Below are 13764 nucleotides of genomic sequence, written 5' to 3' on the forward strand. Positions count from 1 at the left end.
CGCGCTGGCGCGCGCCCCGGAATGACCGGAGGATAGAAATAGGACTTAAGTCTCTACCAGACCCTTGGTCGAGCCGCTGGCGGTGGAATCTTTGCGGCCGTGAGGCAACGCCAGATAGGATTCCGAGCTCATCTCGATCAGGCGTGACGCGGTCCGGTTGAACTCGTTGGCCTCGTTGCCTTCGGTCGCAAGGTACAGCGCGATCGGGTTGGCATCGGCCGAGGCCATCAGCTTCACCGCATTGTCATAGAGCGTGTCGATCAGCGTGATGAAGCGCTTGGCGGCGTTGCGCTGAGAGACGTCCATCACTGGAATATGGTCGACCAGGATGGTGTGATAGTCCTGCGCGAGCCTGAGGTAGTCCGATGCCCCAAGCGGCTTCTCGCAGAGATCGGCGAACGAGAATCGCGCGATGCCATGGGCCGAGCATGGTACGTGCAGGATGCGTCCCTTGATTGAGATGTCGCGCGGCTTGCATCTGGCGCCGCCGCTCATCTTCGACCAGGCGCGGTCGAGCGCGGCATCCGCATCGGCATCTGCCGGTGTCAGCCACATCGGCACGCCCTGAAGCTTCTCCAGGCGGAAATCGGTGCGCGCGTCGAGCCGCGCAACGTCCATGTGATCGGTGATCTGCTTGATGAAGGGCAGGAACAGCGACCGGTTCAGGCCGCCCTTGTAGAGATCGTCGGGCGCGACGTTCGAGGTCGCGACCACGACGGTGCCGAGCTCGAACAATTTTGCGAACAGACGGCCGAGGATCATCGCGTCGGCGATGTCGGTGACGTGGAATTCGTCGAAGCAGAGCAGCCAGCTCTCCTCGAAGATCGCACTCGCGGTTAGCGCGATGACGTCGCCGTCGGCGATCTCGCCGCGCGCGATGCTCTGGCGATAATCGTAGATGCGCTCATGCGCCTCCGCCATGAACTCGTGGAAATGCGCGCGGCGCTTGTGCTCGACCGAGGAATGCTGAAAGAACAGGTCCATCAGCATGGTCTTGCCGCGGCCGACCTCGCCATGGATGTAGAGTCCGCGCGGCGCCTCGTCCTTGTCGCTGCTGAACAGGCGGCTGAGCAGACCCTGCTTGCGCGCGGGCTTGTAAGCCGCGAGCCGCTGGTCGAGCGCTGCATAGGCTTCGGCGATTTCGGCCTGCGCGGCATCAGGCTCGATCGCCCCGGAGGCGATCTGGGCTTGATAGGCTTCGCGGAATGAGGAACTGGGGGTCGAGAGCATGGCCCTTTCCGCCAGAGAAGGACGGAAATTGCAAGCCGTGAATTGGTGGACGGGGTATGCGGATTCGTGTCCCGGACGCGCTGGGCCGGGACCCACTGTTTCGTTCATCGCCAAATTTCGTTCAACGCGGAGCGCGGGGCCCCGGCTCTACGGCCGGGGCACAAGAGCGACCTACGCACACAGCTCGTAGGCGTCCTCGACGACATACGGGCCGCCGCCGGTGGAGGCGCGGGATGAGAAGAGAACAAAACGCTCCGCCATGAACGCCTTGCTCGGGAAGTAGCCGCGCAGCGAGAGATAGTCGGCAACGTCGCGATCGGAGGCGTCGTGCAGCCGGGCCAGCGTGACATGCGGGATGAACTTGCGGCCTTCAGGGTCGAGACCGATCCGCTGCATCATCCGTTCGAGCTCGGCCTGCAATTCCATCAGCGGCTTGCTCGGCGCGATCGTCGCAACGACTGCCCGCGGTTTGCGGCCGCCAAAACTCGTGAGGCCCTGCACCTTCACCTCGAACGGCTTGCGGTCGACGCGAAACAGCATCGAGGCGATCTCGTTGGCGGAGACACCGTCGATATCGCCGATGAAGCGCAAGGTGACGTGATAATTTTCGGGATCGATCCAGCGGGCGCCGGGAAGGCCGCCCCTCAAGTTGGAAAGCGACTGGCCGATCTCGGCCGGAATTTCCAGACCCGTGAACAAACGCGGCATCGTTTCGCACTCCCGATGCTTGGGTACAGCCCTCAAGGCAAGGACGGTATCCAAATTAGAGCCGGCGACGAATCACCGGTACCCTGATTCCTATCGCAGTTGTGTGACTCTGCGAAGCTTGGCCAACCTCACCCCGGTAAAACCCTGGGAATTACGGTTAGCATTGCCTGCTTTTCAACGCCGTTGCTCAGCGATCGTGCCAATGAATGCCTCCACCGTAGGCATGATCCTGTCGACGATGATGTCGACGCCGCCCGCGGTCGGATGGATGCCGTCGGCTTGGTTGAGCTTGGCGTCGGCGGCGACGGCGTCGAGAAAGAACGGATAGAGCGGCACGTCGAATTTCTTCGCCAGATCCGGATAAATCGAATTGAAGCGCGCGGCATAATCTGCGCCGTAATTCGGCGGCGCCAGCATGCCGCACAGCATCACCGCGATCTTGCGTCCCTTGAGCCGCTGGATGATGTCGCTGAGCGCGGCGCGCGTCAAATCGGGATCGATGCCCCGCAACGCGTCGTTGGCGCCGAGTTCGACGATGACGCCCTCGGTTCCTTCAGGCACCGACCAGTCCAGCCGATCGCGGCCGCCGGAGGAGGTGTCGCCGGACACCCCGGCATTGACCATGTCGACCGTTATGCCTTTGGCTTGCAAGGCTTTTTGGAGTTTCGTCGGGAATGCCTCCTGGGCCGGCAGGCCGAGACCAGCGCTCAAGGAATCGCCCAGCACGACGAGCTTGATCGGCTTCTGCCCCCCGGCCGAAGCCGTCGTGACGACCGTCATCAAAGCGAGCATCAACACGGCTATGTGCATGAACAATCCGTAACGCCTCTCGACCGCGCCAGCGGAGTTGCCATATGACCGGACCATGGACACTCGCATCGAAACCTCTTCGCTCGCCGGCACCGCGCCGGACACCATCGCCATCTCCAACGTCAATCTCTCATTGGGCACGGGTGCGGCACGCGTTCACATCCTCAAGGATATCAGCCTGCGTGTGGGCCGCAGCGAAACGATCGGCCTGATCGGCCCGTCAGGCTCGGGCAAATCCACGCTGCTGATGGTGATGGCCGGGCTGGAGCGTCCTGATAGCGGAGAGGTGGTGGTCAATGGTACGCCTTTCAATGCCCTCGACGAGGACGCGCTGGCCCGCTTCCGCGGCCGCCAGGTCGGCATCGTCTTCCAATCCTTCCATCTGATCCCGACCATGACGGCGCTGGAGAACGTTGCGGTGCCGCTCGAGCTCGCCGGCAATCCGGACGCCGCCAGGCGTGCGGCGCAGGAGCTGCAATCGGTCGGGCTCGGCGATCGATTGCATCATTATCCGACGCAGCTTTCCGGCGGCGAGCAGCAGCGCGTTGCGCTCGCGCGCGCGCTGGCGCCCGATCCCGCCATCCTCGTCGCCGACGAGCCGACCGGCAATCTGGATGAGGCCACCGGACAGCAGATCGTCGATCTCCTGTTCAGCAAGCATGCCGAGCGCGGCATGACGCTGGTGCTGGTCACGCACGATTCCTCGCTCGCGCACCGCTGCGATCGCGTGATCCGCCTGCGCTCCGGGCGCATCGACACCCAGACTGCGCCGGCATGAGCACGGCTGCCGAACCGTTGGCGAGGCCTAATGGCGTCGCGCTCTCGCTGCGCTACGCATTGCGCGAATTGCGCGGCGGCCTGCGCGGCTTCTACGTCTTCATCGCCTGCATCGCGCTCGGCGTGATGGCGATCGCCGGCGTCGGCTCGGTCTCGGCGAGCCTCTCCGACGGTCTTGCCCGCGAAGGCCGCACCCTGCTCGGCGGCGACGTTTCGTTCGTGCTGTTCCAGCGCGAGGCCAAGCCGGAAGAAGTCGCCTTCCTGCGCTCGCGCGGCACCGTGTCGACCGCCGCGACCTTGCGCGGCATGGCGCGCTCGACGGACGGCAAGCTGGCGCTGGTCGAGATGAAGGCGGTCGACGACAGCTATCCGATGCTCGGCCAGCTGAAACTTGCGCCGCCGCTGCCGATGTCCGAGCTGCTGGCGATGCGCGACGGCGCGTTCGGCGCTGCCGCCGATCCGACGCTGCTGGCGCGGCTGTCGCTCAAGACCGGCGACCGCGTCACCATCGGCTCGGCGACGTTCGAGATCCGCAGCACCGTCGAGGCCGAACCGGACAAGCTCGCCGGCGGCATCGGCTTCGGCCCGCGCTTCCTGATCAGCGAGGCGGGCCTGCACGCCACCGGCCTGATCCAGCCGGGCAGCCTGGTTCGCTGGGTCTACCGGGTGAAGCTGCCTGACGCCGCCAACAACGAACGCGCCACCGAGACTTTCATCACCGATGCGCGCAATGCCGCGCCGCAGGCCGGCTGGGAGATCCGCAGCCGCTCCAACGCCTCGCCGCAGCTCGAGCGCAACATCAATCGTTTCACCCAATTCCTAACGCTGGTCGGGCTCGCCGCGCTGCTGGTCGGCGGCGTCGGGGTTGCCAATGCCGTGAAGAGTCATATCGACCGGAAGCTCGAGGTGATCGCGGCCTTCAAAGCCGTCGGCGCCACGGGCCGCGACGTGTTCGGCATCTATCTCGCGCAGGTGATCCTGCTCGCTGCGATCGGCTCGGCGATCGGCCTTGCGCTCGGCGCCGCGATGCCCTTCGCCATCGTCGGCCTGTTCGGCAAGCTGTTGCCGCTGCCGGTCGTGCCGGCCGTGCATGCCGACGAGCTCGCGTTGTCCTTCATCTATGGCCTGCTCACCGCGCTGGCCTTCGGCCTCTGGCCGCTCGGCCGCGTCCACGACGTGCCCGTGGCCGCGCTGTTCCGCGACACCATCAGCTCCGAATGGCACCGGCCGCGCCTGGGCTACCTCGTGTTCATGGGCGTTGTGATCGTCCTGCTCGTTGCCGTCGTGATCGGTCTCTCATTCGACAAGCGCATCGCCGCGGTGTTCGTGGCGTCCTCCATCGTCGTGTTCGCCCTGCTGCGCGGCATCGCCGCCTTGCTGATGGCCATCGCTCGGCGGCTGCCGCGAACGCAGCTGCCGATGCTGCGGCTCGCCATCGCCAACATCCACCGGCCGGGCGCGCTGACGCCGTCCGTCGTGCTGTCGCTGGGGCTCGGGCTCGCCGTGCTTGTCACCATCACCCAGATCGACGGCAATTTGCGTCGGCAGTTTCTGGCCGCGCTCCCCGATCAGGCGCCATCGTTCTTCTTCATCGACATCCCGAGCGCGCAAGCCGAGCAGTTCGACGGTTATCTGCGCCAGATCGCTCCCGGCGCCAAGGTCGAGGACGTGCCGATGCTGCGCGGCCGCATCGTCGGCGCGCGCGGGTTGCGCGCCGAGGAGCTCAAGCCCTCCACCGATTCCGAATGGGTGCTGCAGAGCGACCGTGGCCTGACCTACACCGGCGAGCTGCCGAAGGGTTCCAAGGTGGTCGAGGGCGAATGGTGGAGCGCCGACTATTCCGGCCCGCCGCTGGTCTCGATGGAAAAGAAGATTGCTGACGGTCTCGGCCTCAAGCTTGGCGACGAGGTCGTGGTCAACGTGCTCGGCCGCGACATCCCGGCTAAAATCGGCAATCTGCGCACCATCGACTGGCAGGGCCTCGGTATCAACTTCGTCCTTGTGTTCTCGCCCAACGCCTTCAAGGGCGCGCCGCATACCCATATCGCAACGTTGACTGAAGCCGACGGCAATGCTGCGGGCGACGGCCAGATCATCAAGCAGGTGGCGGATGCCTATCCGATGGTGACCAGCGTGCGCGTGCGCGAGGTGATGGAGACGGTCGGCTCGGTGGTGACCAACCTGGCGCTGGCGATCCGCGGCGCCAGCGCCGTGACCCTGATCTCGGCGATCCTGGTGCTCGGCGGGGCGCTCGCCGCTGGTCATCGCCACCGGGTCTATGATGCGGTGATCCTGAAGACGCTGGGCGCGACGCGGCTGCGGCTGCTCGGCGCCTATGCACTCGAATACCTCCTGATCGGGCTCGCCACCGCCTTGTTCGGCGTGATCGCCGGCAGCATCGCGGCCTGGATGATCGTGACGCGGCTGATGACGCTGAGTTTCGTCTGGCAGGCCGGCAGCGCGGCCGGCGTGGTCGCGGCCGCGCTCGTCGTCACGGTCGGGCTCGGGCTCGCCGGCACGTTGCTGGCATTGAACAAAAAGCCCGCGACGGTGTTGCGGAATTTGTGACAAAAGGTAGCGGCTGACCGCGCGGGAGCGGAATCGCACGATTCCTGCGGTTAACCACGTCCTCCCGTCAGGATTGTGGCCGAGGGCGACATTCGGCCGCGCGTGGACGGTTGCGGTGAATGTGTTAGTTTCCCACATATCGAGTGGGTTCGGAGCCCCGATTGTGAGCCAGAATTTAGTCGGCTGGCATCGGTATCCGAGATAGAACTGACGAACCGGCGGCATGGCGACCCTCGTGCCGGACCGGACCAACCAACGGGAATTCGACCATGTCGGACCTAGACCGTAACTACGCTTCTCCTTTCGGCAGGGCCGCCGGGCGTGTTGACGCCGCGACGGTCGATGCCGGCCTGCGCGCCTATATGCTGCGCATCTACAATTACATGAGCATTGGCCTGGCCATCACGGGCCTGGCGGCGCTCGGCGTCTACATGGCCGCCGTGACGGATGTCCCGACGCCGGAAGCCGTCCGCGTCGGCAAGCTGTTCCTGACGCCGTTCGGCTACGCGATGTTCGTGAGCCCCCTGAAGTGGCTGTTCATGCTGGCGCCGCTCGCGATGGTGTTCGTGATCTCGGCGGGCATCAACCGTCTGGCACCCTCGACTGCCCAGATCCTGTTCTGGGTTTTCTCGGCGCTGATGGGCATCTCGCTGTCGTCGATCTTCCTGGTGTTCACGCACACCTCGATCGTGCGGGTGTTCTTCATCACCGCAGCCACCTTCGGTGCGCTGAGCCTCTACGGCTACACCACCAAGCGTGACCTGACTGGCATGGGCTCGTTCCTGTTCATGGGCCTGATCGGCATCGTCATCGCGAGCCTGGTCAACCTGTTCCTGGCGAGCTCGATGCTGCAGTTCATCGTGTCGGTGGTCGGCGTGCTGGTGTTTGCGGGCCTCACCGCCTGGGATACCCAGCGGCTGAAGAACGACTACATCTACGGCTACGCCTCGGCCGGCGGTGACATCGCAGAGCGTGCGGCCATCACCGGCGCGCTATCGCTGTACCTGAACTTCATCAACCTGTTCACGCTGCTGTTGCAGCTCCTCGGCCAGCGCGATTAAGCGATAGGCTGAGAGAACGACATCAGCCCCGGCCGAAAGGCCGGGGTTTTTGTTTGGGGCAGATGTCGTCACATACCCGGTGTCGTCGCCCGCCACCGGGTCTCGCCTTTGGCGGGCCCGATGACGGGCTCCGGCGGGCGATCCAGTATCCAGAGACGTTCGTGATAAGCCGAGGAGCCGCGGCGTACTGGATGCCCCGCCCCCGTGCGCAATTGCGCACTAGGCGGGGCATGACAGCGGAGAAGATCGAGGCTGCTGCGCCTGCAATGACGGCTGGGAAGCAGCCCTGCCCTCTTCCAGCGGCCGCGGGAAGGCTCTAATCTTGCCGCCATGTCCGCACCCGAAATCAGGCCCGCGCTCGAGGCCGATCTTCCCGCCATCACCGCCATTTACCAGCAGGCCGTCCGCGAGGGCACCGCGACGTTCGAGTTGGAGCCGCCCGATGTTGCCGAGATGACGCGCCGCTATCGCGCACTGATCGACGGCGGCTATCCCTATTTCGTGGCGATCCTTGATCGTCGCGTCGCCGGCTATGCCTATGCCGGTGCCTACCGGCCGCGGCCGGCCTACCGCTTCACGGTGGAGAATTCGATCTATCTCGATCCCTCGTTCCACCGCCGCGGTGTCGGCTCTCTGCTGCTGGAGCGGCTGATCACCGAATGCGAGGCGCGCGGCTTTCGGCAGATGATCGCGGTGATCGGCGATTCCGCCAATGCCGGCTCGATCGGCGTTCACGCCAAGAGCGGCTTCAAGATGATCGGCACGCATCCCAATGTCGGGCTGAAATTCGGCCGCTGGCTCGATACGGTGATGATGCAGCGCGCCCTCGGCGAGGGTGCAAGCACGGTGCCGGGGAAGTAGGCGCGTTGCGCCCACCCGACGCCGCCTACACCACCGCCAGCTTGCGATCGATCACCAGCAGCACGCGCTCGAGCTCGTGACCGCGGCGCAGGATCAGGCCGGTCGCCGAGATCACGCTGTACATGCCCTGCTTGCGCGCGAGCCGCGGGTCCTTCTCGATGCGATAGATCGGCACTTCCGAGGCGCGGCGATAGACCGAGAACACGGCGCGGTCCTTCAGGAAGTCGATGGCGTAGTCGCGCCACTCGCCGTCGGCGACCATGCGGCCATAGAGATTGAGAATCCGGTGCAGTTCGAGGCGGTTGAACGTCACCCGGTTCGGCAGCGGCGTCGCAGCGGCGGGGCGCGTCGCCGCGCGCTGCTCGCTCGGAGCGGCATCCTCCGACATCAGACTCATGGGAAGCGCCTCCTGATCGCGCGACATGACCCCGCATCCCCGAAGACCGTCCCGGGAACTGCGCTCATGACAATTGCATGATCGCGCCAACCGTACCGCGCCGCAAGGGGCTCCCTTGCTCAACCAATGGAATCGGTTGCGGATCCGAACACACGCAGCGGTGGAACTCTGTCGCGGCAAACCGTCACGGCATCGTTAGCAGGAATCATAGTATCGCCGCTTTTCCGCCTAGCGACTGCCGCCCTGCATTGCGAAAAGACTTACGTGCGTTGACCCGGTCCTTCGGTTCCGGATTCCTCAGCCCCCAGCCCCCCGGGGTCGACAGGATCGGGTCTGTACGCACGGCAAGGAGGGCCAACGCAAGTTGGTCCTTTTTTGTTTGGATCGGGATGTTCCTGGTCCTGCGAACTTGTCTCTGATTCGCACTCTATGATCCGCACAAAAGCTGTCTCTCCTCATCCTGAAGGCCGCGCTCTTGCGCGGCGTCTCGAAGGATGGAGGCCCATTGCATCAGCGGGGGGCCTTTCATGGTTCGAGACGCGCGCAAGGGCGCGCTCCTCACCATGAGGATTGAAAGCAGAGTACGACGCCAAGAAATCAGTGCAGCGACGTGTACGCCGCGCCCAGCATCGGGCCCGGCTTCTCTCGGCTGCCATCCTGGACATAGACCACCGCGCCGTCGACGCCATCGCGCGTGAGATTCTCGATCGGCACCGTCCAGCTTTCCGGACGGCCGGTCCAGTCGCCGACCTTCAGCAGGTTGCGTACGACGTTGTGATAGGTGACCTGCTGTCCGCGATTTTCGCCGCGGGTGATCGTGATGGGCACCGACTTGGCGATCGAGCAGATCCAGACCTCGCCATGCGAGACCGTGGGCTCGTTGCTCCCGGCCACCGAGACGTTGATCTGCTTGCCCGCAAGCGACATCGTCACCGGCACGCTCATCACTCCCGTGCCCTTGTCGGTCTTACCGATTGCATTCTCGATGCCGGTCCGATCGCTGCCGATGACATGGGTCGAGCCATTGACGACGACCTGCGGCGTGTAGACCTCACGGTCGCCGCGCACGCGCGAGTAGGCACGCTGCCGTGCAGAGAAGCGTGAATCCGCCAGCGTGTCCTTCCAGCCGAGATAGTCCCAATAGTCGATCGGCATGCTCAACGCGATGACCGAGGGATCTTTGGACAGATCGCCGATGATCTTGTCGGCGGGCGGACAGGACGAGCAACCCTGCGAGGTAAACAATTCGACAACGGCGCGGGGATCAGCCTCGGCGGGGCGGATGACGGCGACGATCGCACAGATGCCGAGAGCACCCGACCAGAGGGCACTGGACCAACGTGAAACCGGATGAGAAGCCGTCATTGTTGTCATGTCGAACGCCGCACACCATTGCTTGTGAGAGGGAATCTTATCGCCTGATGGTCACCGTAGTCTTACGGGGCGCGGCACATTCGTCCTTCCAGGCAACCGTCCAGGAGGAGGTTTTCCACCGGCCGGGCCCATCCGAAACGTGCCGCAAACGCGCGAAGGCGGCCTTTTGATAGGCCGCCTTCGTTCAGGCTTCTACTCACTTCGCAGTGAGCCATCGTTCACAAATCCGCGCTTAGGCCGCGAGCTTGCGCAGCACGTAGTGCAGAATGCCGCCGTTGCGGTAGTAGTCGAGCTCGTCCAGCGTATCGATGCGGCAAAGCAGCGAAACGCGCTGCAATGAACCGTCGCCGGAGACGATCTCGGCGGTCAGCTTCTGGCGCGGCTTGAGGTCGCCGACGAGGCCGCGCAGCGTGACCTTCTCGTCGCCCTTGAGACCCAGCGACTGCCACGAGGTGCCCTCCTCGAAGGTCAGCGGCAGCACGCCCATGCCGACCAAGTTCGAGCGGTGGATGCGCTCGAAGCTCTGGCAAATCACCGCGCGAACGCCGAGCAGGCGCGTGCCCTTTGCGGCCCAGTCGCGCGAGGAGCCGTTGCCATATTCGGCGCCGGCGAACACCACCAGCGGCACCTTCTCTTCCTGGTACTTCATCGCGGCGTCGTAGATCGACATCTGCTCGCCGTCGGGCCAGTGCTTGGTCAGACCGCCTTCCGGAATGTTGCCGTCGGCGCCCTTCAGCATGAAGTTCTTGATGCGAATGTTGGCGAAGGTGCCGCGCATCATGACTTCGTGGTTGCCGCGGCGCGTGCCGTACTGGTTGAAGTCGGCAGGGCGCACCTGGTGCTCGCTGAGATATTTGCCCGCGGGCGAGGTGAGCTTGATCGAGCCGGCCGGCGAGATGTGGTCGGTGGTGATCTTGTGGCCGAACATGGCGAGGATGCGCGCCTCGACGATGTCGGTGACCGGCTCCGGCTCCTTCTTCATGCCGTCGAAATATGGCGGGTTCTGCACGTAGGTCGAGCTCATGTTCCAGCGATAGGTCTCGCTCTCGACCGTCTTGATCTTGCGCCAGTTGGTGTCGCCCTTGAACACGTCGGCATACTTCTTCTTGAAGATCGACGCGGTCACGAACCTCTTCATGAAGGCGTTGATTTCTTTCGTCGTCGGCCAGATGTCCTTCAGGTACACCGCCTTGCCGTCCTTGCCTTCGCCGAGCGGCTCGGTGGCGAGGTTCTTGGTCACGCTGCCCGCGAGCGCGTAGGCGACGACCAGCGGCGGCGAGGCCAGATAGTTCGCCTGCACGTCCGGCGAGACGCGGCCCTCGAAATTGCGGTTGCCGGAGAGCACGGCGGCCGCGACGATGCCGTTGTCGTTGATCGACTTCGAGATCTCCTCCGGCAGCGGACCGGAATTGCCGATGCAGGTGGTGCAGCCGAAGCCGACCAGGTTGAAGCCGACCTTGTCGAGGTCGGCCTGAAGGCCGGAATTGGCGAGATATTCCGCGACTACCTGGCTGCCCGGGGCAAGCGAGGTCTTCACCCACGGCTTCGCCTTGAGGCCCTTCGCTGCCGCATTGCGTGCGAGCAGGCCGGCCCCGATCAGGACGCTCGGATTCGAGGTGTTGGTGCACGAGGTGATCGCGGCGATCACGACGTCGCCATGGCCGAGATCGAAATTCTTGCCTTCGACGGGGAAGCGCTTCGCAGGCTCCTCGGCCTTCTTGTACTCGCTGCTGAGCGCGAGCGAAAAGCCTTCCGCGACCGTGGGCAGCGCAATGCGGCCTTCGGGGCGCTTCGGGCCGGCCAGCGACGGCACGACGTCGCCGAGGTCGAGCGTCAGCGTTTCCGTGAACAGCGGGTCGGGCGATTTGGCGGTGCGGAAGAGCCCTTGCGCCTTCGCATAGGCCTGCACCAGCGCAACGCGCGCCGAGGCCCGGCCGGAGGTCTTGAGATAGTCGAGCGCGGCGGCGTCGACCGGGAAGAAGCCGCAGGTCGCGCCATACTCAGGGGCCATGTTGGCGATGGTCGCCTTGTCGGCGACGGAGAGATGGTCGAGACCGGGGCCGAAGAACTCGACGAACTTGCCGACGACGCCGAGCTTGCGCAGCATCTGCGTCACGGTCAGCACAAGGTCGGTCGCGGTGACGCCCTCCTTCAGCGCGCCCTTCAGCTTGAAGCCGACGACGTTGGGCAGCAGCATCGACAGCGGCTGGCCGAGCATGCAGGCTTCCGCCTCGATGCCGCCGACGCCCCAGCCGAGCACGGCCAGGCCGTTGACCATGGTGGTGTGGGAATCGGTGCCGACCAGCGAGTCGGGATAAGCGACCTCGAAGGTGCCGGTCTTCTTGCCGACCGTCATCTTTTCCTTCTTGGTCCAGACCGTCTGGGCCAGATATTCCAGATTGACCTGGTGGCAGATGCCGGTGCCGGGCGGCACGACGGAGAAGTTCGAGAACGCCTTCTGGCCCCACTTCAGGAACTCATAGCGCTCCTGATTCTGCTTGTATTCCTCGGTGACGTTCTTGCCGAAAGCCTTGTTGTCGCCGAAGAAGTTCACGATCACGGAATGGTCGATGACGAGATCGACGGGGACCAGCGGATTGATCTTCTCCGGCTCGCCGCCGAGCTTCTGCATCGCGTTGCGCATCGCGGCGAGGTCGACCACCGCGGGCACGCCGGTGAAGTCCTGCATCAGGACGCGCGCCGGGCGGAATGCGATCTCATGCTCCAGCGACTTCTTGCGCAGCCATTTCGAGACGGCGACGATGTCTTCTTTCTTGACCGAGCGGCCGTCCTCGTTGCGCAGCAGGTTCTCGAGCAGGACCTTCATCGAATAGGGAAGTTTCGAAATTCCCTTCAGACCATTCTTCTCGGCCGTGGGCAGGCTGTAATAGACATAGGTCTTGGCGCCGACCTTGAGGGTCTTTTTGCATTTGAAGCTGTCGAGCGAGGTCATGTAGGAATCCCAATTGCTAGTTATACCCGGCAGGGTATTTTAACACCGTCAGCGTATCAGGCTGGGCCGCTTGCAGGGGCAGGTTGAGTTGCTGCATCAAGTAGTTCCGGGCTTATAGAAGCTTTCTAACCGCGCCGCCACAGCCACAATCGTGCCGCAGCAATTCGCGAGCCAAAAATTCCCATGCGCTACCCCAAGATTTCCTGAGGCCCGGCTTTGAGCGGGTTGAAACGAAGCGAGATGCGGCTTTCCGGCAGCGGACTCAGATGCGTGCGGGGCGGACGCGAGGTGTTCGCCAGCCTCGATTTTGCGGCCGCCTCGGGCGAAGCCCTGGCGGTCGTCGGCCGCAACGGATCGGGCAAGACTTCGCTGCTGCGGCTGATCGCCGGCCTGCTCATTCCGGCCGGCGGGACGATCGCGCTGGACGGGGGCGATGGCGAGCTGACGCTGCCGGAGCAGTGCCATTATCTCGGCGATCGCGATGCACTGAAGCCGGCGCTGAGTGTGACGGAAAATCTGGCATTCTGGGCTGATTTTCTCGGCGGCGAGCGCTGCGATGCCGCCGAGAGCCTCACCAAGGTCGGCCTCGACCACGCCACCCACCTGCCGGCCGCCTTCCTCTCCGCGGGCCAGCGCCGCCGGTTGTCATTGGCCCGGCTGCTGACGGTGCGCCGCCCGGTCTGGCTGCTGGACGAGCCGACCACGGCGCTGGATGCCGGCGGTCAGAACATGTTTTCCGGATTGATGCGAGAGCACTTGGCAAGCGGCGGCCTCATCATCGCCGCCACCCACGCCCCGCTGGGGATCGACTCGCGCGAGCTGCGGATCGGGGGTATGGCGTGATCGGACCCGACCCTCAGCTTTCCGAGCGGCTGGGCACGGCTCTCTCCATTCCCTCCCCCCTTGTGGGGGAGGGTCCGGGAGGGGGGTGCCACACGGCGCGGCCTTTCGGTTCTAGCGTTGAAGTGGCGAGCGCTCTGTTGCCCGCAGTTCGCTTCCGACGAGCATCCCGCCCGGGGCTCTTC

General features: G+C 64.5%; 11 protein-coding genes. 5 read left to right on the top strand and 6 right to left on the bottom strand.

Annotation, left to right across the window (positions count from 1 at the left end; genetic code table 11):
* Positions 1–45 precede the first annotated feature (45 nt).
* The 3 genes from zapE to IVB01_RS05125 all read right to left on the bottom strand — a co-directional run bounded on the left by zapE (position 46) and on the right by IVB01_RS05125 (position 2748).
* A complete protein-coding gene (zapE, locus tag IVB01_RS05115) occupies positions 46–1230 on the bottom strand; it encodes a cell division protein ZapE (RefSeq protein WP_247281246.1) in 1185 nt (394 codons plus the stop codon).
* Between the two features lie 171 nt (positions 1231–1401).
* On the bottom strand, positions 1402–1938 hold the full coding sequence (gene thpR, locus IVB01_RS05120) for an RNA 2',3'-cyclic phosphodiesterase (protein WP_091893084.1): 537 nt from the start codon (positions 1936–1938) through the stop codon (positions 1402–1404).
* A gap of 174 nt (positions 1939–2112) precedes the next feature.
* Complete coding sequence (locus IVB01_RS05125; RefSeq protein ID WP_247281247.1) at positions 2113–2748, bottom strand: arylesterase; 636 nt, start codon at positions 2746–2748, stop codon at positions 2113–2115.
* A 55-nt stretch (positions 2749–2803) separates the two neighbouring features.
* Between IVB01_RS05125 and IVB01_RS05130 the strand changes: the two genes are divergently transcribed.
* The 4 genes from IVB01_RS05130 to IVB01_RS05145 all read left to right on the top strand — a co-directional run bounded on the left by IVB01_RS05130 (position 2804) and on the right by IVB01_RS05145 (position 8015).
* Positions 2804–3526: an ABC transporter ATP-binding protein gene (locus IVB01_RS05130; protein WP_247281248.1), complete on the top strand. Its 723-nt coding sequence runs from the start codon at positions 2804–2806 to the stop codon at positions 3524–3526.
* On the top strand, positions 3523–6093 hold the full coding sequence (locus IVB01_RS05135; RefSeq protein WP_247281249.1) for an FtsX-like permease family protein: 2571 nt from the start codon (positions 3523–3525) through the stop codon (positions 6091–6093). Before IVB01_RS05130 ends, IVB01_RS05135 begins: the two co-directional genes overlap by 4 nt.
* 269 nt (positions 6094–6362) lie before the next feature.
* Entirely contained in the window at positions 6363–7154 is a 792-nt protein-coding gene (locus tag IVB01_RS05140; protein ID WP_247281250.1) for a Bax inhibitor-1/YccA family protein, read from the top strand.
* Positions 7155–7484: 330 nt separating this feature from the next.
* Entirely contained in the window at positions 7485–8015 is a 531-nt protein-coding gene (locus IVB01_RS05145; protein WP_247281251.1) for a GNAT family N-acetyltransferase, read from the top strand.
* A 25-nt stretch (positions 8016–8040) separates the two neighbouring features.
* Here IVB01_RS05145 and IVB01_RS05150 read toward each other — a convergent pair whose 3' ends face one another.
* From IVB01_RS05150 to acnA, 3 genes are all read right to left on the bottom strand, one after another.
* Positions 8041–8412 carry a DUF2794 domain-containing protein gene (locus tag IVB01_RS05150; RefSeq protein WP_247281252.1) on the bottom strand — a complete coding sequence of 124 codons (372 nt, stop codon included), beginning with the start codon at positions 8410–8412 and terminating at the stop codon, positions 8041–8043.
* A gap of 597 nt (positions 8413–9009) precedes the next feature.
* Complete coding sequence (locus IVB01_RS05155; RefSeq protein WP_247281253.1) at positions 9010–9786, bottom strand: DUF1223 domain-containing protein; 777 nt, start codon at positions 9784–9786, stop codon at positions 9010–9012.
* Between the two features lie 232 nt (positions 9787–10018).
* On the bottom strand, positions 10019–12739 hold the full coding sequence (acnA, locus tag IVB01_RS05160) for an aconitate hydratase AcnA (protein ID WP_247281254.1): 2721 nt from the start codon (positions 12737–12739) through the stop codon (positions 10019–10021).
* A 240-nt stretch (positions 12740–12979) separates the two neighbouring features.
* On the opposite strand from acnA, the gene ccmA reads away from it, so the two are divergent.
* On the top strand, positions 12980–13582 hold the full coding sequence (gene ccmA / locus IVB01_RS05165) for a heme ABC exporter ATP-binding protein CcmA (RefSeq protein ID WP_247281255.1): 603 nt from the start codon (positions 12980–12982) through the stop codon (positions 13580–13582).
* Positions 13583–13764 lie beyond the last annotated feature (182 nt).

Source organism: Bradyrhizobium sp. 164, from assembly GCF_023073715.1.
Lineage (GTDB): Bacteria > Pseudomonadota > Alphaproteobacteria > Rhizobiales > Xanthobacteraceae > Bradyrhizobium.